Below are 21,300 nucleotides of genomic sequence, written 5' to 3'. Positions count from 1 at the left end.
ATGCCCAGACTCTATGAAGCCGAAGCCTATGACACCGCCCACTGGCCGGACAGCCATTGGCGTGCAACCGCGCCACCTGCGCCCGACTGCCCCGCGCTGACCAGCAGCGCCCGGGCCGATATCGCCATCATCGGCGCAGGCTACGCCGGGCTGAACGCCGCGCTGGAACTGGCCGAGGGGTTCGGGCGGGATGTCGCCGTGCTGGAGGCCGGACAGCCCGGCTGGGGCGCCTCGGGCCGCAATGGTGGGTTCGTTTGCGCGGGCAGCAGCAAGCTGTCGGACCGGGCCATCCGCGCCCGTGTCGGCGCCGCAGGCGCGCAGGCGTTCGCCGATTTCCAGGCGGCATCGGTCGCGCGCGTGGCGCATAACCTCACCCGCTACGGCATCGACGCCGACAAGGGCCCCGAGGGCGAGCTGGCCCTCGCCCATTCCCCCCGCGCCTGGACCCGGATGCAGGCCGCCCCCCTGGACCCCGGCGCGCGCCTCCTGCCCCCTGACGCGCTGCGCGAGGCCGGGCTCTACGCCCCCCGCTTCCATGGCGGCGTGCTGGAGCCGCTGGGCTTCTCCATTCATCCGCTGAAATACGCTCTGGGGCTGGCGCAGGCGGCACACTCGGCGGGTGTGCGGACATACGGCAACAGCGCCGTGCGGGACCTGACGCCCCAGGGCGACGGCTGGCTGCTGCGCACCGATCACGGCACCCTGCGGGCGGGCAAGGTGCTGATTGCCACCAATGGCTACACGGACGAACGCCTGCCGCCCTGGCTGGCGCGGCGGGTGCTGCCGGTGCTCTCGAACATCCTGGTCACACGCCCACTCAGCCCCGCCGAGCAATCCGCCCAGGGCTGGACCTCCCGCGTGATGGCCTATGACACCCGGCGGCTGCTGCATTACTTCCGCCTGCTGCCCTGCGGGCGATTCCTGTTCGGAGCGCGCGGGGGCTTTTCGGCCCGCCCGTCTGCGCTCAAGGAGTTTGAAGCGACTGCCCGGGCCGAGTTCGAAATCCTGTTCCCCGGTTTCGCCGCCGCCCGGACCGAACGCAGCTGGTCCGGGCTGGTGTGCCTCACCGGATCGCTGGCCCCCTATGCCGGGTCGGTGCCGGGGGCGGACGGGCTGCACGCGGCGCTGGGCTGGCATGGCAATGGCGTAGCCGCCGCATCCGAGGCCGGGCGCCGGATGGCCGCACTCATGGCCGAGGGCCGCCAGACCCTGCCCGCCCTGCTGCGCCAGGCCCCGCCGCGCATCCCGCTGCCCCGGCGCGCCATGCTGCGCGCGGGCATGGCGGTTTTGCGCGGGCTGGACGGCCCCGTCGCGCGGATCAAACAGGCCTGATTTCGGCGCAAGCCCTGCTGCACGCAACAGCCTGCGCAGGCTGCGGCGTTGTTCATTGCACCCACCGAAAGCCATTCGGAGCGCCCTGCCGCGCCGCCCATGAACTTTATTAATAGACATAATTTCAATATCTTAAATGACACACTTAACCCATCACATCACCGCATGGATTTCCTGCACACCCCCTCTTGCCCCGTCATTCAAACTGTGTATATCTCATACCAACGACCGTTGGGGTGTCCCGTCACGGGACTGAGAGGCCGCGCGCCAACCCATCGAACCTGATCCGGATGATACCGGCGTAGGGAACGGTGCGACCATGGGGAAAACCCCGCCGCAATCCGCCTCTCTGCGTCCGACAAGACGTCCAAGGAGGCGCCCATGACCCCCAAAGCCGCAACGCCCATCGCCCTGACCATAGCTGGGTCGGACTCCGGCGGCGGCGCTGGGATTCAGGCGGATCTCAAGGCGTTCTCCGCGCTCGGGGTCTATGGCGCCAGCGTCATCACCGCCCTGACCGCGCAGAACACCCGCGCCGTGACCCTGGTGGAACCCGCCAGCCCCGCCATGATCGCCGCCCAGATTGCCGCCGTTTTTGACGATCTGGACATCCGCGCCGCAAAGCTGGGCATGCTGGGCGGGGCCGAGGCGATCGAAACCGTCGCCAACGCGCTGCAAGGCCACGATCTGCCGCTGGTGCTGGACCCGGTGATGGTGGCGAAATCCGGCGACCGCCTGCTGCCGGCCGAGGCGCTGGACGCCCTTCGCACCCACCTGCTGCCTCGCGCCACCCTGCTCACCCCCAACCTCCCCGAGGCTGCCGACCTCCTTGGCACCTCCCCCGCCACGTCCGAGGATACCATGGCCGAGCAGGGCCGCGCGCTCTGCGACCTGGGCGCCGGGGCGGTGCTGATGAAGGGCGGGCACGCGCAGGGCGACACCTGCGTGGACCTGCTGATCACCGCCAACGAGATGCTGCGCCTGACCGCCCCGCGCCAGCGCACCCGCAACACCCATGGCACCGGCTGCACCCTCTCGGCTGCCATCGCCGCCGGGCTGGCCAAGGGCGCCCCCCTGCCAAAGGCCGTCACCACGGCCCATGACTACCTCCAGCGCGCCATCGCCGCCGCCGATACGCTGGGCGTCGGCACAGGCCACGGGCCGGTCCACCACTTCCACCAGGTCTGGCGCCATGGCTGATGTCACCGTCATCGGCGCCGGGGTGGCCGGGCTCTGGGCGGCCTGGGCCTGCGCGCAGGCGGGGCTCACCCCGCGCCTGCTCGACCGTACCGGCCCGCCCGGCCCGCATGGGTGTTCGTGGTGGGCGGGAGGCATGCTGGCCCCGTTCTGCGAGGGAGCGGTGGCCGAGCCCGCCATCGTCACCCACGGCCAGACCGCCGCCACCGCCTGGGCCGAAGTGACCGAGGTCACGCATCGCGGCTCTCTCGTGGTGGCGCTGGAGCGCGACCGGGGCGAGCTTGACCGCTTCGCCCGCCGCACCGAAGGGCATGAGACACTCACCAACACCGTGCAGGACCTGGAACCCGACCTACCCGGCCCGCGCAGCGCGCTCCACTTCCCCGCCGAATCCCACCTGGACCCGCGCCGCGCCCTGGCTGACCTTGTGGCCGCACTGGCCGAACGCGGCGTTGCCATCGAACGCACCAGCGCCACGCCCCAGGACATCGCGGGCCCGGTGATCGATGCGCGCGGCCTTGCCGCCGCCCTGCCCGGCCTGCGCGCCGTGCGCGGCGAGATGCTGGTCCTGCGCGCCCCTGATATCCACCTGACGCGCCCCATCCGCCTGCTGCACCCGCGCCACCCGCTGTATATCGTGCCACGCGCGGACAGCGTCTACATGCTGGGCGCCACCCAGATCGAAAGCGCCGACCGGCGCGGGGTCTCGGCCCGGGCGATTCTGGAACTGCTCAGCGCCGCCTATGCGCTGGACCCCCGCTTTGCCGAGGCCGAGGTGCTGGAAACCGGCGCCGACCTGCGCCCGGCCTTTGCCGACAATGTGCCGCGCGTGATCCGGCGCGGGCGGGTGCTGCACCTGAACGGATTGTTCCGCCACGGCTATCTGATGGCGCCCGCGCTGGCGCAGCAGGCCGTGGCCTGTCTGACCACCGGCCAGAAAGGGGACCTGGTCCATGAAGATTGACGTGAATGGAACGGCGCATGACGTCACCGCCACCACGGTGGCCGAGGCCCTCGCCGAACTGGGCTGGGCCGAGGCCCGCGTAGCCACCGCGCTGAACGGCGACTTCCTGCCAAAGGGCGCCCGCGCCACCACCCCGCTGGCCGAGGGCGACCGGCTGGAAATCCTCGCCCCCATGCAGGGGGGCTGAGCCATGCGCAGCTTCTACGGCGTCACGCTGTCCAGCCCGCTGATGCTGGGCACGGCGCAATACCCCTCGCCCGCCGTGCTTCAGGAGGCGTTCCGCGCCTCCGGCGCCTCGGTGGCCACGGTCTCCCTGCGGCGTGAGGGCGGACAGGGGCAGGCCTTCTGGGACATCATCCGCGCCCTGGGCGTGCATATCCTGCCCAACACCGCCGGGTGTCACAGCGCGCGCGAGGCGATCACCACCGCGCAGATGGCGCGCGAGTTGTTCGAAACCAACTGGATCAAGCTGGAGGTCATCGGCCATGCCGACACGCTCCAGCCCGATCCCTTCGGCCTGCTGGAGGCGACCGAGGCGCTGGCCGCCGACGGGTTCGAGGTCTTTCCCTACACCACCGAGGATCAGGTCCTCGCTGCCCGCCTGCTGGAGGCGGGCGCGCAGGTGCTCATGCCCTGGGGCGCGCCCATCGGGTCCGGGCTGGGGCTGAACAACCGCTACGGGCTGCGCACCCTGCGCGCCGCCTTCCCGGATGTGCCCATGGTGATCGATGCGGGCCTCGGCCTGCCCAGTCACGCGGCCGAGGCGCTGGAACTGGGCTTCGACGCCGTGCTGCTGAACACCGCCGTCGCACAAGCTGGGGACCCGGCGGCCATGGCCCGCGCCTTTGGCCTGGCCGCGCAGGCGGGCGCATTGGCGCGCGCAGCCGACCCCATGGCCCCGCGCGACATGGCCCAGCCCTCCACCCCCGTTATCGGAAAGGCCTGGCTATGACCCTGCCGCGCTTCTACCCCATCTTTGATTCCGTGGACTGGCTGGCCCGCGCCCTGCCGCTGGGCGTCCGTTTCGTGCAACTGCGCATCAAGGAGCGTGACCCGGACGCCCTGCGGCTGGACATCCGCACCGGGCTGGCCATGGCGCGCGACCATGGCGCGGCGCTGGTCATCAACGACCACTGGCACCTGGCGCTGGACGAGGGCGCCGAATGGCTGCATCTGGGCCAGGAGGATCTGGACAGCGCCGACCTGCCCGCCATCCGTCGCGCGGGGCTGCGGCTGGGGGTGTCCACCCATGACCATGCCGAACTGGACCGCGCGCTGGCGCTGGACCCGGATTACGTGGCGCTGGGGCCGGTCTATCCCACCATCCTGAAAAAGATGAAATGGCATGAACAGGGGCTGGACCGGGTGTCCGAATGGAAGCACCTGATCGGGGACATTCCCCTCTGCGCCATCGGCGGCATGAGTGTCGAACGCGCCCCCGGCGCATTTGACGCCGGGGCAGACCTGATCGCCGCCGTCACCGACATCACCCTGCACCCGGACCCGGACTCCCGGATGCGGGACTGGCTGAAGGTCTGCGCATGACCCGCTACGCGCGCCAGACGATCCTGCCGCAGGTGGGCGATGCAGGCCAGGCGAAGCTGACGCGCGCCCACGCGCTGGTGGTCGGCGCCGGGGGGCTGGGCGTGCCGGTGTTGCAATATCTGGCAGGCGCGGGCCTGGGCCGGATCACGCTGGTCGATGGCGATCGGGTGGCCGAGAGCAACCTCCATCGTCAGCCGCTCTATCGTATGGACCAGATCGGCACGCCCAAGGCGAAGGCGGCCGCGGCGGCGCTGGCCGCGCTGAACCCGGGCGTGACGGTGGACCCGCGCGCCCACTGGCTGGACCCGGCCAACGCCCCCGCCCTGGTGGCCGATGCCGATGTGGTGCTGGATTGCGCCGACACCTTTGCCGCCAGCCTGACGCTGTCGGATGCCTGCCACGCGGCGGGCAGGCCGCTGATCACGGCCTCGGCCCTGGCGCTTTCGGGCTATGTGGCGGGGTGCTGCGGCACGGCGCCGTCCCTGCGCGCGATCTTCCCCGACCTGCCCGAACGCGGCGCCACCTGCGCCACCGCCGGGGTGATGGGGCCGGTGGTGGGCACCATCGGCGCGCTGCAGGCGCAGATGGCGCTGTCGGTGGTCCTGGGGCTGGCGCCCTCGGCCCTGGGGCAACTCCTGACCTTTGATGCCGCAACCTGGCGCATGGGCGGCTTCCGCTTTGACCGCGCGCCCGAGCCCGAACACCCCCTGCCCTTCGTCGCCCGCAGCCAGCTTCACGCCGATGACCTGCTCATCGATCTGCGGACCGAAGCGCCCCCCTTCAGCCCCGCCGCCCGCCACATCCCCCCCGATGCCATCCACACCCTGACCCCCCCGCCCGATACCCGCGTGGTGCTGGCCTGCGCCACGGGTCTGCGCGCGCATAACGCGGGGCAGGTTCTGCAATCCCTCTGGCCGGGGCGGATCGCCCTGCTGGCCGTCACCGACTGAAAGGAGCCATCCATGAAACGCCTGCTCTGCATTTCGGCGCTTGCCATCACCCTTGCCCTGCCCGCCCAGGCGCAGGACAGGCTCAGCATCATGCTGGACTGGTTCGTGAACCCCAACCATGCGCCGATCATCCTGGCGCAGGAACTGGGCCTGTTCGCCGACGCCGGGCTGGAGGTTGAAACCATCACCCCCGCCGACCCCAATGACCCGCCGCGCATGGCCGCCGCAGGGCGCGTGGATCTGGCCATCAGCTACCAGCCGCAACTGCACCTGAGCCGCCACAACGACCTGCCCCTGCGCCGGGTGGGTACGCTGATTTCCACCCCGCTGACCTGCCTGGTGGTCATGGCCGATGGCCCGGTGCAGGAGTTCGCGGACCTGCGCGGCGGTCAGGTGGGCTTTGCCGTGGCGGGCGTGCAAGAGGTCATGCTGGACGCCATGCTGGCCCATCACGGCATGGAGCCGGACGATGTAGAGCAGATCAACATCGGCTGGTCGATCTCGCCCGCGGTGATGTCCGGGCAGGTGGATGGCGTGATCGGCGCCTTTCGCAACTTTGAACTGAACCAGTTGCAGATCGAAGGCACCGAAGGGCGCTGCTTCTACCCCGAGGCCGAGGGCGTGCCCGCCTATGACGAGCTGATCTATGTGGCCAACCCCGACCGCATGGACCCCGACCTGATCGCCCGCTTCCTGGAGGCCACGGCCCAGGCCACCAATCACATCCTCAACCACCCCGAGGCATCGTGGGAGATCTTCTCGGCCACCGCGTCCGAATTGCAGACCGAGCTGAACATCCGCGCATGGGCGGACACCTGGCCCCGCTTCGCCACCCGCCCCGCCGCGCTGGACGCCGGCCGCTATGCGCGGTTCGAGGCATTCCTGGCCGAGCGCGGCGCCACCCAAGGCGGGCTGGCGGTGGATGCGCTGGCACTGGACGTCACCGCGGTGGCACCATGACCGCGCCGGACTATGGCCAGGCCTTCGCACTGTGGCGCAAGGCCACCCCGGCGTGGCGGGGTTACACCCACCACGCCTTTGTCGAAGGGCTGCGCGACGGGTCGCTCCCGCGCGCGACCTTCCTGCATTACCTGCGGCAGGATTACGTGTTCCTGATCCATTTCGCGCGCGCCTGGGCGCTGGCCGCAGCCAAGGCCGATACGCTGGCCGAAATGCAGGCCGCCGCCGCCACGGTCCATGCGCTGGTGCATACCGAAATGCCCCTGCATGTGGAAATCTGCGCGCGCGAGGGTATCGATGCGGCGGCGCTGGAAGCGACCGAGGAAGCACCCGGCAACCTCGCCTATACCCGCTATGTGCTAGAGGCTGGCTATTCCGGCGATTTCCTGGACCTGATGGCGGCGCTGGCGCCCTGCGTCCTGGGCTATGGCGAGATCGGCGCCCGGCTGCAGGGCAGCGGCGGCCCCTATGGCGAATGGATCGCAACCTATGGCGGGGATGACTACCAGGGGCTTTGCCGCGATGTGGGCGCGCTGATCGACGGCGCGCTGGCGCATCGGCTGGGGGCGGGCTGGGCGCAATCACCCCGGTTTGCGCGCCTGTCCGAGCGCTTCGCCACCGCCACCCGGCTGGAGGTCGGTTTCTGGGACATGGGGCTGGCCGGGCCATGACCGACCAGGCGCCGGGGCTGCATCTGCGGGGCGATCTGCTGCTGGACGGCGATGTGCTGCTGCCAGGGCTGGCGCTGGAGGTGCCGCCCGGGGCATGGGGCTGCCTGCTGGGGCCTTCGGGGGTGGGGAAATCCACCATCGGGCGGCTGGTTGCGGGGTTGCCCGGGCCGCAGGGGCTGCGCGGCAGGTTCGGCACCAGCGATGGGCACGGGACGGCCGGGCGCGTGGCGCTGATGGCGCAGGAGGGGCAGCTTCTGCCCTGGGCCTCGGTGCTGGAAAACGTTGTAATCGGCGCGCGGCTGCGCGGGCAGCGCCCCGAGCGTGATCGCGCGCGCGCATTGCTGGCCGATCTGGGGCTGGGCGGGATGGAGCGGCGCCGGCCTGGGGCGCTTTCGGGCGGGCAGCGGCAGCGCGTGGCGCTGGCGCGCACGCTGATGGAGGACGCGCCGATCGTCATTCTGGACGAGCCATTTTCCGCGTTGGATGCCGCGACCCGGCTGGCCATGCAGGATCTGGCCGCGCGGGCGCTGGCCGGGCGCACGGTGCTGCTGATCACCCACGACCCGCTGGAGGCAGTGCGTCTGGCGCATCACTGTTGGCTGCTGGGCCAGGGCGGCGCCATTGCGCTGGACCTGCCCCCGGCGGCGCCCCTGCGCGCGCATGACGACCCGCAGACGCTTGCCGCGCAGGCGGCGCTGCTGACCCGCCTGCAAGGGGCGGCTGCGGCATGAGCGCGGCGCGGAGCCTGTTGCGCGGGGTTCTGGCGCTGGGGGTCGCATTGGCGCTGTGGCAGGGCGTGGTCTGGGCCAGCGGGGTGCCGCCCTTCATCCTGCCCGGGCCGGGGCGCGTGGGCGCGACGCTTTGGGACAATGCCGCGATGCTGGGCGAGCACGCGCGCTTCACGGCCGTGAACCTGCTGAGTGGGTTGGCGGCGGGGGTTGCGCTGGGGGTGGTCACGGCGCTGAACCTGGCGATGTCCCCCGGGGCGCGGCTGTTGCTGCGGCCCATGCTGATCTTTGCCCAGGCGATCCCGGTCTTTGCGCTGGCGCCGATCATCACCCTGTGGCTGGGCTATGGCGCGGCGTCCAAGGTGGTGATGGTGATGCTGGTGGTGTATTTCCCGGTGACATCGGCGTTTTTTGACGGGTTGATGCGCCTGCCCCCGGCGATGGAGGACATGGCGCGGCTGATGCGGGCGCGGCCCTTGCGTCGGCTGGTCCTGTTGCAACTGCCCACCGCGCTGCCGGCGCTGGCCTCGGGGTTGCGGCTGGCGATCATCTATGCGCCCTTTGCGGTGGTCATCGGCGAATGGGTCGGATCATCGCGGGGGTTGGGATATCTGATGCTGATGGCCAATGGGCGCGGGCAGACGGATCTGATGTTCGCGGCCCTGATTGTGCTGGCGGGGCTGAGCCTGTCACTGTTTCTGGCGTTCGAGACAACTTTGCGACGCAAGTAAAGCGGAGCGCGCAGAGCGCGCAAGCTTATGTGCCTGCCCCAAGGGGCAGGCGCGTTGGGGGCGCTGCCCCCGCCCAGCCCCGCATGGGGCTGGGCTCCCCCGGAGTATTTGGCGCAAGAAAATGACGATCAGTGCAGCACCGTGTCCGGACGGTTGTCGGCGTCGCGCTGAGAGGCCGACAGGCGCGCGCCGATCATCAGCCCGTCCGGCCCGGCGGTGACCGGGACGGTGGCGCCATCCGTGACCTCGCCCGCCAGCAGCATTTCGGCCAGCGGGTCCTGGACCGCGCGCTGGATCACGCGCTTCAGGGGGCGGGCGCCGAAGACCGGGTCATAGCCTTCATCGGCCAGCCAGGTGCGGGCGCTGTCGTCCAGCTCCAGCGTGATCTTGCGCGCCATGAGGCGTTTGAGGAGGCGGCCCATCTGGATGTCCACGATGGCGTCCATATCCTCGCGCCGCAGCCGGTCAAAGATCACGGTTTCATCGAGCCGGTTCAGGAACTCGGGGCGGAAATGGTTGCGCACGGCCTCCATCACCTCGGCCCGCGCCTGGGCGCTGTCGGTCCCTTCGGGCAGGCGTGAGAGCGCCTGCGAACCGAGGTTCGAGGTCAGCACGATCATCGTCTGCTTGAAATCCACCGTGCGGCCATGGCCATCGGTCAGCACCCCGTCATCGAGCACCTGCAGGAGCACGTTGAAGACTTCGGGGTGGGCCTTTTCGACCTCATCGAACAGGATCACCTGATAGGGGCGGCGGCGGACGGCTTCGGTCAGCACCCCGCCTTCTTCGTAACCGACATAGCCCGGAGGCGCGCCGATCAGCCGGGCCACGGCGTGTTTCTCCATGAATTCGGACATGTCGATGCGGACCATGGCCTGGTCATCATCGAAGAGATAGGCCGCCACGGCCTTGGTGAGTTCGGTCTTGCCCACCCCGGTGGGGCCGAGGAACAGGAAGCTGCCGAGGGGGCGGTTTTCATCATTCAGCCCGGCGCGGGCGCGGCGCACGGCGTTGGCCACCGCGCGCACCGCCGTGTGCTGGCCGACCACGCGCTTGTGCAGTTCTTCTTCCATGCGCAGGAGTTTCTCACGCTCGCCTTCGAGCATCTTGGAGGTCGGAATGCCGGTCCAGCGTTCGACCACCTGGGCGATCTGTTCGGGCCGCACCGCTTCGGCGACCATCTCGGCGCCCTCGCGGTCCTCGGCCTCGGCCAGTTGCTTTTCCAGCCCCGGGATGATGCCGTAGGACAGCTCGCCTGCGCGGGCCAGGTTGCCGTCGCGCTTGGCGGCGTCCAGTTCGGCGCGGGCGCGGTCCAGCTGTTCCTTCAGGTCGCGGGCCGAGGCCAGCTTGTCGCGTTCAGCCTGCCATGTGGCCGTCATCTCGGCGCTGCGCTGTTGGAGGTCGGACAGTTCCTTTTCCAGCCGTTCCAGCCGGTCGCGGGACGCAGCGTCGTCCTCCTTCTTCAACGCCTCGGCCTCGATCTGCTTTTGCAGGATCTCGCGGTCCAGCGCGTCCAGTTCCTCGGGCTTGCTGTCCACCTCCATGCGTAGGCGGGAGGCGGCCTCGTCCATCAGGTCGATGGCCTTGTCCGGCAGGAAGCGGTCGGTGATGTAGCGGTGGCTGAGCGTGGCGGCCGAGACCAGCGCGCTGTCGGTGATGCGCACGCCGTGGTGGAGTTCATACTTCTCCTTGATGCCGCGCAGAATGGAGATCGTGTCTTCGACGGTCGGTTCTTCGACCAGCACAGGCTGGAAGCGGCGGGCAAGGGCTGCGTCCTTCTCCACATGCTTGCGGTATTCATCCAGCGTGGTGGCGCCGACGCAGTGAAGCTCGCCGCGCGCCAGGGCGGGCTTGATCAGGTTCGCGGCATCCATGGCGCCTTCGGATTTGCCGGCGCCGACCAGCGTGTGCATCTCGTCGATGAAGAGGATGATTTCCCCGGCGGCGGCGGTGATTTCGGACAGGATGGATTTCAGCCGCTCCTCAAACTCGCCACGGTATTTCGCGCCCGCGATCAGCGCGCCCATGTCCAGCGCCATCAACCGCTTGTTGCGCAGGGATTCCGGCACGTCACCATCGATGATGCGCAGTGCGAGGCCCTCGGCGATGGCGGTCTTGCCCACGCCGGGTTCACCAATCAGAACTGGGTTGTTCTTGGTCCGGCGCGAGAGCACCTGCATCGAGCGGCGGATCTCCTCATCCCGGCCGATGATGGGATCGATCTTGCCTTCGCGGGCGGCTTCGGTCAGGTCGCGGGCGTATTTCTTGAGTGCTTCATAGCCTTCTTCGGCCGACGCACTGTCGGCGGTGCGGCCCTTGCGCAGGTCCTCGATCGCGGCGTTGAGGCTTTGCGCGTTCACCGCGCCCGCATCCAGTGCATCCTTGGCCTCGGACTTGACCAGCGCCAGCGCGGTCAGCAGCCGTTCGACAGCGACAAAGCTGTCGCCGGCCTTCTGCGCCAGTTTCTCGGCCTGATCCAGCACCTTGGCGGTCTGGGCGTCCATATAGACCTGCCCTTGCCCGCCCTGCACCTGCGGCAGCTTGGCCAGCGCGATGTCATTGGCCTGGGCCACACGGTCCGGCGCACCACCGGCGCGTTTGATCAGGTTGGCGGCCATGCCTTCGGGGTCATCCAGCAGCGCCTTGAGCAGATGCCCCGGCACCAGCCGCTGGTGATCCTCGCGCAGGGCGATGGTTTGTGCGGCCTGCAGAAACCCGCGGGCGCGTTCGGTAAATTTCTCGATATTCATGGCCTGTCACTCCTTTGCAAGCGCCCGGGCAATCGGGCGCCCGCTTTGTGCGGCACGCCCCTGATCCGGGCCTCATCCCTTACTTGGGGAGTGGGCAGGACTGTTGCAAGATGGCACCGCCGCTGAAAGGGGCGCTTCAGGGACATCCTGCAAAATCATCATTATTCAGTATTTTAAAAGGCGCTTCTAGTGCAGTGCATGAACTGCAGGCGCCCGCTGCATCACCGATACAGCAGAGATCTCCCGTTGTGGAACAGATGCACCTTCGCCGGATCCGCCACCAGCTTGACAGTCTGGCCGCGCATTTCGGCATGGGTTCCGGGCAGTTTCGCCAGAAACGGTTTTTCCCGCCCGTCAGGCTTGAAATACAGCACGGTCAATTCGCCCAGAGCCTCGACGATCTCGACCTCGCCGCGATAGAGGAAGTCTTCGCCATCGGTGGCGGTGACATCCTCGGGGCGCACACCCAGATTGACCTTCATCCCCTTGTCTGCGCCGGTGGTGGGAATGTCGGCGCGCGCGGTGCCGCCGCCTTCAAGCCTGATCACGGTTTGCGCGCCGGTCTCCACCACCTCACCCGGCACCATGTTCATGGCCGGAGAGCCGATGAACTGGGCCACGAATTCGTTTTCAGGGCGGTTGTACAGCTCCAGCGGGCTGCCCACCTGGCTGATGCCGCCGCCTGCCAGCACCACGATGCGGGTCGCCAGGGTCATGGCTTCGACCTGGTCATGGGTCACATAGATCATCGTCGAATCGGGCATGGACTCCTTCAACTGCGCAATTTCGATCCGCGTGGCGACCCGCAGCGCAGCGTCCAGGTTCGAGAGCGGCTCGTCGAACAGATAGACCTTGGGGTCGCGCACGATCGACCGCCCGATCGCCACCCGCTGGCGCTGGCCACCGGAAAGCGCGCGCGGAAGGCGGTCAAGGTATTGGTCCAGTTGCAGGATCTTTGCCGCGCGGTTCACCGCCGCGTCAATCTCCTGCTTCGACTTCTTGGCGATCTTCAGCGCGAAAGCCATGTTCTCGCGCACGGTCATGTGCGGATAAAGCGCGTAGGACTGGAACACCATCGCAATGCCGCGCTGCGCGGGCGGGATGTCGTTGACCACCATGCCGTCGATCTGCAACTCTCCGCCGGTGATCCGCTCCAGCCCCGCGATCATCCGCAGCAGGGTGGACTTGCCGCAGCCCGAGGGGCCGACAAAGACGATCAACTCACCCTTCTTGATGTCCAGGTTGATGTTGCTGAGCACCTTGACATCGCCATAGGCCTTTTCGACATCCGTCAGCTTCAGGTCAGCCATTGGCCCCTCCCTCCCCCGTGTTACCGTTTCTGCACCAGGCAGGGCTGCCAGGGCCCCAGATGCACCAGACCGTCCTCCCCCGGGCCCGAACTGTTGAGTTCCTGCCCCACGGTGACCCAATGCCCTTCGGGCAGATGCAGGGTCACCGGCTCATGGCCCAGGTTGAAGGCGCAAAACAGGGTTTCGCCCTCGGTCTTGCGGAGGAAGGACAAGGTGTCGCCCGCCACATGCAGATCGCGCAGGCTGCCCCGCACCAGCGCCTTGTGCGCGCGGCGAAAGGCGATGGCGCGGCGGTAATGGTGCAGCAGCGCATCCGGCGCGCGCTCCTGGTCATCCACCGCCATATGGACATGTTCCCGCGCCACCGGCAGCCAGGGAATCCCGCGCGAAAACCCGCCGTTGAGTTCCTTGGCGGACCAGACAATGGGCGTGCGGCAGCCGTCCCTCCCCTTGAACTCCGGCCAGAAGCGGATGCCGTAAGGGTCCTGCAGGTCCTCGAACCGCAACTCGGCCTCAGGCAGGCCCAGTTCCTCGCCCTGATAGAGGCAGACAGAGCCGCGCAGGCACAACAGCAGTGTGGCATAGGCACGGGTGGCCGCAGGTGTCAGATCCCAGCGCGAGACATGGCGCACCACGTCATGGTTGGAAAACGCCCAACAGGCCCAGCCCTCGGGCGCGGAATAGTCCAGATGGCGCAGCACGGCGGCAATGCGTGGCGCCGAGGGCGCATCTGGGGACAGGAACTCGAACGCGTAGCACATCTGCACCTTGTCCCCGCCCGAGGTATACTCGCCCAGAATCTCCAGCCCCCGCTGGGCGTCGCCGACCTCACCCACCGCAGCGGCGCCATAGAGGTCCAGCAGGGCACGGAAGCGGCGCAGAAATTCCAGGTTCTCGGGCTGGTTCTTGTCGAACAGATGCTCCTGATAATTATAGGGGTTCACCGCCGGTGCGATGGAGGCATTGCGCTGTTCGGGTGGCAGGGGCGGGTTGTCGCGCAATTCCCGGTCGTGGACGTAGAAATTGATCGTATCCAGCCGGAAGCCATTCACGCCGCGGTCCAGCCAGAACCTGGCCACGCCCAGAAGCTCCTCCTGCACGGCCGGTTCGTGGAAGTTCAGATCCGGCTGCGTGTCCAGGAAGTTGTGCAGGAAATACTGGCAGCGCGTGGTGTCCCAGGCCCAGGCCGAGCCGCCAAAGATCGACAGCCAGTTGTTGGGCGGCGTGCCATCGGGCTTGGCATCGGCCCAGACATACCAGTTGGCGCGCGGGTTGTCCTTGCTGGACCGGCTTTCGACAAACCATGGATGCTGGTCCGAGGAATGCGACAGGACCAGATCGATCAGCACCTTCAGCCCCAGCTTGTGCGCGGTGGCCACCAGCATGTCGAAATCCGCGAGTGAGCCGAACATCGGGTCCACATCGCAGTAATCCGACACGTCATAGCCGAAATCCTTCATCGGTGAGGTGAAGAAAGGCGACACCCAGATCGCATCCACGCCCAGGCTGGCGATATAGGGCAGGCGTTCGACAATCCCCAGCAGATCGCCGATCCCGTCGCCATTGCTGTCCTGATAGCTGCGCGGATAGATCTGATAGATCACCGCCCCGCGCCACCATTGGGGATCATTCTGAACGGCGGTATCCGCGCGAAGTATCGATTGTGCGGGCATGTCTTTCATCTTTGTTATTTCACCGAGCCGGCCAGCAGGCCGCGCACCAGGAAGCGTTGCATTGTAAAGAACACCACCAGCGGCACAGCCAGCGACACAAACGCCGCCCCCGCCAGGATGCCCCAATCCCCGCCGCGTGACCCCAGAAGGTCATCGGCGATCTTGACCGTCATCACCTGGCTGGCCGCGCCCGAGGGCAGGAACACCTTGGCCACCAGCAGGTCATTCCAGGTCCACAAGAACTGGAAGATTGCAAAGCTGGCCAGCGCCGGGAAGCTCAGCGGCAGGATTATGCGCACGAATATCTGGAAATCAGTCGCCCCGTCCACCTTGGCGCTTTCGATGATGTCACGCGGCAGGCCGACCATGTAGTTGCGCAAGAGATATATGGCCAGGGGCAAGCCGAAGCCCGTATGCGCCAGCCAGATGCCAAGGAAACTCTGCCCGATGCCGATGCTTGTGTGCAGCGACAGAAGCGGCACCAGCGCCAGTTGCAGCGGCACCACCAGCAGCCCCACCACCGCGGCGATCAGCAACCCCCGGCCCGGGAAATCCATCCAGGCCAGCGCATAGGCGGCAAAGGCCGCGATCAGGATGGGGATCACCGTGGCCGGGATCGTCACCGTCAGCGTGTTGATGAAGGCGCGGTCCATGCCATCGGCGCGCAGGACGGTGTTGTAATTCGCCAGCGTGAATTGCGGCGGGGTGCGGGCCTCGAAATAGATCAGGGGACCGCGCGCGCCGAAACTTTCGTCCGCCTCCAGTCGGAAACTGCCGTCCTCCATCACGGTCAACAGCGCCCCGCTGCGCAATTCGGCTGTGGTGCCGACGGTGAATTCGCCTGGCGCCACCGCGCGGCCCCCGAAGGCGGCTACCCGCCCCGTGGCATCAGGAAAGCGGCTGGCCAGCGCGGGATCGGCAAAGACATTGCCCTCGATGACGAAGCTGCCGTTCACCTCGCGCTCATCATCGGTGTCGGCGCGGGTGCGGAAGTTCAGGTCGACCGCCATGGGCGCCTGCCACCAGCCGGAGTTCGAAATCTGGTCCCGGTCCCGGAACGAGGACACGAACAGCCCGATGGTCGGCAGCAGCCACAGCAGAACCAGCACCACCACGGTGATGTTGACGACGATGGAAAGGCCCGATTTCTGTCCGGCGATATTGTCCATGATCCCTGCCCCCCCTCAGCGCATTTCTTTGTTGGCTTGCCGGATGTTCCAGATCATCACCGGCAGCACCAGGATCATGATGACAAAGGCCACCGCCGTCGCCCGCCCGTCATCGCGGAACATATAGGTCATCATGTAACTGGGCAGGATGTGGGTGCCGAAATTGCCGCCGGTCATGGTGTAGACGATGTCAAACACCTTGAGCACCAGAATGGTGATGGTGGTCCAGACCACCACGATTGTGCCCATGATCTGCGGCACCTTGATGGAGAAAAACACCTGGAACGGATTGGCCCCGTCGATGATGGCGGCCTCGATGGTTTCCTCGGGGATGCCGCGCAGCGCCGCCGAGAGGATCACCATGGCAAAGCCGGTCTGGATCCAGACCAGGATGAACATCAGGAAGAAGTTGTTCCAGAACGGGATCTGCACCGGGTCCACGGGTGCCATGCCGAAGAAATCGCGCGTGGCGTTGATGATGCCGATATCCGGGTTGGCGGAATAGACGAATTTCCAGATCAAGGAGGCGCCGACAAAGCTGATCGCCATGGGCATGAAGATCAGCGATTTGGCGATATTGCCCCATTTCAGCCGGTCCGTCAGCTGCGCCACCAGCAGCCCGAAGAAGGTCGCCATGGCCGGGACCACCAGCACCCACATCAGGTTGTTGAACACCGCCGTGCGGAATGAGGACCCGGCGAACAGGTCCATGTAATTTCCGAACCCGATGAAATTGGCACCCGAGCGGTCAAAGAGCGAGCGCCAGAACGAGCCCACCACCGGGTAGGCCAGATAGAGCCCCAGCGCAAACATGGCCGGGAACAGAAACAGCCACGGGCGCACCTTGTTCGCGCGGTTGATGTTGTCGCCGGGCGACACGGTGTCCACCGGGAACGCCCACAGGGCGAACTTGAGCAGGTAATAGGCCAGCATCGCCGTCACCGCCACGGCGAACACCGCCGATATCATCGACGCCTCGCCGGCCAGGGCCTGAAGCACCAGCGGCCCCGCATAGCCGAGGACAAGCGCAAGGGTCGGCAGGCCGAACACAACGGGCAACCCGATTGTCCTGTTGGGCCGGGTTTCGCGTGCCGGGAAGATCACCTTGTCCAGGATCATGTTGGAAAAATAGAAATATCCGACACACCCACCGACACCGATCACGATGGTAAGCACACCCTGAATCACCGGATGCATGGCCGTCTCCTCCCGTCCGAGGCAAGGGATCGGCAGCCCGGCACGGGGCACGCCGAAAGGGGTCTTTGAGCGCCCGCGCGCGGCTCCTCCACTGCGCGCGGGCTCCGCCGGTCACAGTTCAACGCATGGCGTCCCAGCGGTCCTGGACGGCATCCGCCACATCCGCGGCGCTGGTGCCGGTGACGAAGTCCACCATCCCGGTCCAGAACGCGCCCGCGCCGATTTCCCCCGGCATGACGTCCGAGGCATCGAAGCGGAAAGTCGTGGCATCCAGCAGGATCTGGTTCATGGCCCGCAGCGAGTCATCACCGAAGGTGTCCAGGTTCACGCCCTCATGCGGGGTCAGGAAGCCCGATTGCGCCATCCAGACCTCATGCGCGATCGGGGTCTTGAAGAATTCGATCAGCCCCCGCGCGGCCTCGCTGTCCTGAGTGATTGCGAACTGGGTGCCCGCCCCCATCACCGGGTCACCAAGATCCTTGTCGGCGAAGGACGGGAAGTAGAAGAAATCGAAATCCACGCCGAACTCGGACCCTTCGGGAAAGAAGGACGGGATGAAGGAGGCCTGCTTGTGCATGAAGCAATCGGGCGGGATCTGGAACAGGCCCGCCGGGCTGTCGCGGAAATCGGTGGTGGCCACCGCCTGCGGGCCGCCCTGCGCCCAGCCATCGCTGTGCACGAAGGTGCCAAAGGTTTCGATGGCCTCGATCACCTCGGGGGAGTTGAAGGCCAGCTCATTGGTGATCCACTGGTCGTAAAGCTCGGGCTCATGCAGGCGCAGCATGATGTCTTCGACCCAGTCAGTCGCGGGCCAGCCGGTGGCCGCGCCAGACCCCAGACCGATGCACCAGGGCGTGCCGCCGTCATCAACCATCATCTGCGACAGTTCCAGCAGCTCTTCCATGGTCTCGGGGATGTCGTAGCCCATTTCATCGAAGGCGTCAGGGCTGTACCAGACCAGCGATTTCACATCGACCTTGTAGAAGAAGCCGAACATCTCTTCGTCGCCATCGGGGTTGGGGAAGGTACCCAGATCAACCCAGGACTGCCCGGCGGCATAGTTGTCCAACATCCACTCGGCGGTGTCGGACCCCAGCGGCGCCAGCGCGCCCCGCGCGGCCATGTCGGCGGCCAGGCCCGGCTGCGGGAACACGGCGATATTGGGCGCCGAATTCGCCTGAATCGCAATCACGATATCCTGCTCGAAGCTGTCCGAGCCGCTGTATTCCACGGTCGCGCCCGTCGCGGCCTCGAAATAGGCCATGACATTGCGCACCATCTCGGCGTCCACGCTCAGCCAGGGACCGGTGATGGTCAGGGTCTGGCCGCTGAAGTCATGGGCGTCGCTGAAGTCCTCGAAACTGTCCCAGTTGAAACGGTCATCGCTGCCCGGTTCGATAATCAGATTCTGGGCCGATGCCCCGCCCGCCACAAGGGCAAGCGCCGCCGCACCGGCATAAAGTCTGGCTTTCATGGTCTACCTCCCAATGTTCATTGCGTTCCACGTCCGTGGGGCAACGCGCAGGTCACCCAATACAGGGCCGGGAATCGCTTTTCCCAAACCGTTTTGGATACTCGGACCGTTACCGATATCATGGAACCTGTCAATCGCAGAAGCCTGCAATACCCGGTTTTTCCTTGGCCTTTTCGCAGCTGCAGAAAACCTGTCTGTCGAAAGCCCCTTTTCATCGGCTTTGTTTCGCGCATAGTATCAAGGCACGGTTGAATGCGGTTTGGGCGCGAAATGGGCATAACTCTCAGGGAACTGGCGCAAGATCTGGGGCTGTCGCCGACCACCGTCAGCCGGGCGCTGAACGGCTACCCCGAGGTGGCCGAGGACACCCGCTGGCGGGTCATGGAAGCCGCGCGCAGGTTGAACTACCGCCCCAACACCCGCGCCAAGAGCCTGGCCACAGGCCGCGCCCAGGCCATTGGCCATGTCATCCCGGTCAGCGCCAAACATCAGATCGTGAACCCCGTCTTTGCCGATTTCATCGCCGGTGCCGGGGAAAGCTATGCCCGCGCGGGTTATGACATGGTGCTGACCGTGGTCGCCGATGATGACGAAGCGCAGGCCTATCGCGATCTGGTGGGCCGCGGCACGGTGGACGGGATGATCGTTCACGGCCCGCGCCAGCATGACCCGCGCATTCCGCTGCTACGGGAGCTGGACATTCCCTTTCTGGTCCATGGCCGGTCCAGCGGGATCACCGCGCCCTATTCCTGGCTGGACATCAACAACCGGCGCGGTTTCACGCGGGCCACCGATGCGCTGCTGGATATGGGCCACCGCCGGATCGCCCTGATCAACGGGCTGGAAGACATGGATTTCGCCATCCGTCGGCGCGAAGGGTATCTGGATGCCCTGCAGGCGCGCGCCGTGCGCGCGGACCCCGCGCTGATGGTCGCCGCCGAGATGACCGAAACCAACGGCTACCGCGCCGCCTGCCGGATGCTGGAGATGGACAATCCGCCCAGCGCGTTCCTGGTGTCCTCGATTCTGCTGGCCATCGGCGTGCGCCATGCGCTGTGGGATGCCGGGATGCATCTGGGGCGCGATGTGTCGGTGATCACCCATGATGATGACCTGTCCTATCTGAAAAACGGGGATGCGGTGCCGCTGTTTACCGCCACCCGGTCTTCGGTGCGCGAGGCTGGGCGGCTGGCCGCCGACATGCTGCTGGATCTGGTGGCCGATCCCGCCAGCGGCCCTGTCACCCGGCTGCTGGAGGTTGACCTGATCGTCGGGCGCTCCACCGGCCCCTGCCCCGCGAGCACAAGGAAATCCGCATGACCACCGATCTGCCCTTCACCCGCGCCGATTTCCCGCCCGGGTTTCTGTTCGGCGCCGCCACCTCGGCCTATCAGATCGAGGGCCACGCCCAGGGCGGCGCGGGCTCTACCCACTGGGACACATTCGCCGCCACCCCGGGCAATGTGGTCCGCGCCGAAGATGGTGCGCGGGCCTGCGATCACCTCAACCGGATGGAGGGCGATCTGGATCTGGTCGCCGGGGCCAATCTGGATGTCTACCGCTTTTCGGCCAGTTGGGCGCGGGTGCTGCCCGAAGGGCGCGGGACGGTGAACGCCGAAGGCCTGGATTTCTACGACCGGCTGGTGGACGGGCTGCTGGCGCGCGGGCTGAAACCTGCGCTGACGCTCTATCACTGGGAGCTGCCCTCGGCGCTGGCCGATCTGGGCGGCTGGCGCAACCGCGATATCGCGGACTGGTTCGCTGACTACACGCAGGTTCTGTGCAGCCGCATCGGCGACCGCCTCTGGTCCGCCGCGCCCATCAACGAACCCTGGTGCGTGGCCTGGATGAGCCATTTCATGGGCCACCACGCCCCGGGGATGCGTGACATCCGCGCCGCCGCGCGTGCCATGCACCATGTGGGTCTGGCCCATGGCCGCGCCATTGCCGCCATGCGCGCGCTGGGCATGACCAACCTGGGCGCGGTGTGCAATTTCGAATATGCTGAACCCGCCGAAGACACGCCCGAAGCCCGCGCGAGCGCCCGCCGCTATGACGGGATCTACAATCGCTGGTTCCTGGGCGGCATGTTCCACGGCGTCTGGCCTGCCGATGTTCTGGAAGGGCTGGAGCCGCACATGCCCGAACGCTGGCAAGATGACATGGAAACCATCAAGGCCCCCGTGGACTGGCTGGGCATCAACTACTACACCCGCAAGCGGATCGCCCCCGCCCCCGGCCCCTGGCCTGCCCTGACCGATATTGATGGCCCCCTGCCAAAGACCCAGATGGGGTGGGAGATCTACCCCGAGGGCCTTTATCACTTCCTGCGCTTCGCCCATGACCATTACACCCGGGGCATTCCCATCCATGTCACCGAAAACGGCATGGCCAACCCCGATGTGCCGGGCCAACCGGACCTGCCGCGCATCGCCTATATCGGCGCGCATCTGGAACAGGTCCGCCGCGCCATCGCCGACGGGGTGCCGGTCGGGGGTTATTACGTCTGGTCGCTCCTGGACAATTACGAATGGTCCTTCGGCTACGAAAAGCGCTTCGGGCTGGTGCATGTGGATTTCGACAGCTTGCAGCGGCGGCCAAAGGCATCCTATGACGCGCTGACCCGCGCCCTTGCGCGCGACTGACCCC

At 67.0% G+C, this 21,300-nt stretch carries 19 protein-coding genes and 1 riboswitch; of the genes, 13 read left to right on the top strand and 6 right to left on the bottom strand.

Translation table 11 applies throughout. From position 1 onward, the window contains the following. The 11 genes from HUK65_RS12745 (at position 1) to HUK65_RS12695 (ending at position 9,078) form a co-directional block, all read left to right on the top strand. Positions 1-1,332 (top strand): NAD(P)/FAD-dependent oxidoreductase, encoded by a 1,332-nt coding sequence (locus HUK65_RS12745; protein WP_179906652.1) that lies wholly within the window; start codon positions 1-3, stop codon positions 1,330-1,332. 222 nt (positions 1,333-1,554) lie between these two features. Continuing rightward, positions 1,555-1,657, top strand: a riboswitch (TPP riboswitch). Between the two features lie 56 nt (positions 1,658-1,713). After that, positions 1,714-2,532 (top strand): bifunctional hydroxymethylpyrimidine kinase/phosphomethylpyrimidine kinase, encoded by an 819-nt coding sequence (gene thiD, locus HUK65_RS12740; RefSeq protein WP_179906651.1) that lies wholly within the window; start codon positions 1,714-1,716, stop codon positions 2,530-2,532. Next, on the top strand, positions 2,525-3,493 hold the full coding sequence (locus tag HUK65_RS12735; protein ID WP_179906650.1) for an FAD-dependent oxidoreductase: 969 nt from the start codon (positions 2,525-2,527) through the stop codon (positions 3,491-3,493). Before thiD ends, HUK65_RS12735 begins: the two co-directional genes overlap by 8 nt. Continuing rightward, positions 3,483-3,680: a sulfur carrier protein ThiS gene (gene thiS, locus HUK65_RS12730; RefSeq protein WP_179906649.1), complete on the top strand. Its 198-nt coding sequence runs from the start codon at positions 3,483-3,485 to the stop codon at positions 3,678-3,680. The genes HUK65_RS12735 and thiS overlap by 11 nt, the downstream gene beginning before the upstream one ends. A gap of 3 nt (positions 3,681-3,683) precedes the next feature. Next, positions 3,684-4,445, top strand: a complete 762-nt coding sequence (locus tag HUK65_RS12725) for a thiazole synthase (RefSeq protein WP_179906648.1) — start codon at positions 3,684-3,686, stop codon at positions 4,443-4,445. Further along, the gene (locus HUK65_RS12720) at positions 4,442-5,038 is read left to right on the top strand and encodes a thiamine phosphate synthase (protein ID WP_179906647.1); all 597 of its coding nucleotides are present in this window, start codon (positions 4,442-4,444) and stop codon (positions 5,036-5,038) included. Before HUK65_RS12725 ends, HUK65_RS12720 begins: the two co-directional genes overlap by 4 nt. Beyond that, positions 5,035-5,988 (top strand): HesA/MoeB/ThiF family protein, encoded by a 954-nt coding sequence (locus HUK65_RS12715; RefSeq protein ID WP_179906646.1) that lies wholly within the window; start codon positions 5,035-5,037, stop codon positions 5,986-5,988. Before HUK65_RS12720 ends, HUK65_RS12715 begins: the two co-directional genes overlap by 4 nt. A gap of 12 nt (positions 5,989-6,000) precedes the next feature. Beyond that, positions 6,001-6,948, top strand: coding sequence for an ABC transporter substrate-binding protein (locus tag HUK65_RS12710; RefSeq protein ID WP_179906645.1), 948 nt, complete (start codon positions 6,001-6,003; stop codon positions 6,946-6,948). Further along, on the top strand, positions 6,945-7,619 hold the full coding sequence (locus tag HUK65_RS12705; protein ID WP_179906644.1) for a TenA family protein: 675 nt from the start codon (positions 6,945-6,947) through the stop codon (positions 7,617-7,619). Before HUK65_RS12710 ends, HUK65_RS12705 begins: the two co-directional genes overlap by 4 nt. Beyond that, positions 7,616-8,350, top strand: a complete 735-nt coding sequence (locus HUK65_RS12700; protein WP_179906643.1) for an ABC transporter ATP-binding protein — start codon at positions 7,616-7,618, stop codon at positions 8,348-8,350. Before HUK65_RS12705 ends, HUK65_RS12700 begins: the two co-directional genes overlap by 4 nt. Continuing rightward, positions 8,347-9,078 carry an ABC transporter permease gene (locus HUK65_RS12695; RefSeq protein WP_179906642.1) on the top strand — a complete coding sequence of 244 codons (732 nt, stop codon included), beginning with the start codon at positions 8,347-8,349 and terminating at the stop codon, positions 9,076-9,078. The genes HUK65_RS12700 and HUK65_RS12695 overlap by 4 nt, the downstream gene beginning before the upstream one ends. Before the next feature lie 128 nt (positions 9,079-9,206). Here HUK65_RS12695 and clpB read toward each other — a convergent pair whose 3' ends face one another. The 6 genes from clpB to HUK65_RS12660 form a co-directional block, all read right to left on the bottom strand. After that, a complete protein-coding gene (gene clpB / locus HUK65_RS12690; protein ID WP_179906641.1) occupies positions 9,207-11,828 on the bottom strand; it encodes an ATP-dependent chaperone ClpB in 2,622 nt (873 codons plus the stop codon). A gap of 221 nt (positions 11,829-12,049) precedes the next feature. Beyond that, entirely contained in the window at positions 12,050-13,138 is a 1,089-nt protein-coding gene (locus HUK65_RS12685; protein WP_179906640.1) for an ABC transporter ATP-binding protein, read from the bottom strand. A 20-nt stretch (positions 13,139-13,158) separates the two neighbouring features. Then, entirely contained in the window at positions 13,159-14,811 is a 1,653-nt protein-coding gene (locus HUK65_RS12680; RefSeq protein ID WP_179906639.1) for an alpha-glucosidase family protein, read from the bottom strand. Positions 14,812-14,825: 14 nt separating this feature from the next. Continuing rightward, positions 14,826-15,980, bottom strand: a complete 1,155-nt coding sequence (locus tag HUK65_RS12675) for a carbohydrate ABC transporter permease (RefSeq protein WP_179906638.1) — start codon at positions 15,978-15,980, stop codon at positions 14,826-14,828. Positions 15,981-15,995: 15 nt separating this feature from the next. Beyond that, positions 15,996-17,177 carry a carbohydrate ABC transporter permease gene (locus tag HUK65_RS12670; protein WP_235442129.1) on the bottom strand — a complete coding sequence of 394 codons (1,182 nt, stop codon included), beginning with the start codon at positions 17,175-17,177 and terminating at the stop codon, positions 15,996-15,998. A gap of 118 nt (positions 17,178-17,295) precedes the next feature. Continuing rightward, positions 17,296-18,651 carry an ABC transporter substrate-binding protein gene (locus tag HUK65_RS12660; protein ID WP_179906637.1) on the bottom strand — a complete coding sequence of 452 codons (1,356 nt, stop codon included), beginning with the start codon at positions 18,649-18,651 and terminating at the stop codon, positions 17,296-17,298. A gap of 276 nt (positions 18,652-18,927) precedes the next feature. Between HUK65_RS12660 and HUK65_RS12655 the strand changes: the two genes are divergently transcribed. Further along, entirely contained in the window at positions 18,928-19,971 is a 1,044-nt protein-coding gene (locus HUK65_RS12655; protein WP_179906661.1) for a substrate-binding domain-containing protein, read from the top strand. Positions 19,972-19,979: 8 nt separating this feature from the next. Continuing rightward, complete coding sequence (locus HUK65_RS12650) at positions 19,980-21,296, top strand: GH1 family beta-glucosidase (RefSeq protein WP_179906660.1); 1,317 nt, start codon at positions 19,980-19,982, stop codon at positions 21,294-21,296. The last annotated feature ends 4 nt before the right edge of the window (positions 21,297-21,300 follow it).

The organism is Rhabdonatronobacter sediminivivens (assembly GCF_013415485.1).
Taxonomy (GTDB): domain Bacteria; phylum Pseudomonadota; class Alphaproteobacteria; order Rhodobacterales; family Rhodobacteraceae; genus Rhabdonatronobacter; species Rhabdonatronobacter sediminivivens.
This window is presented reverse-complemented; position numbering and strand designations above follow the sequence as displayed.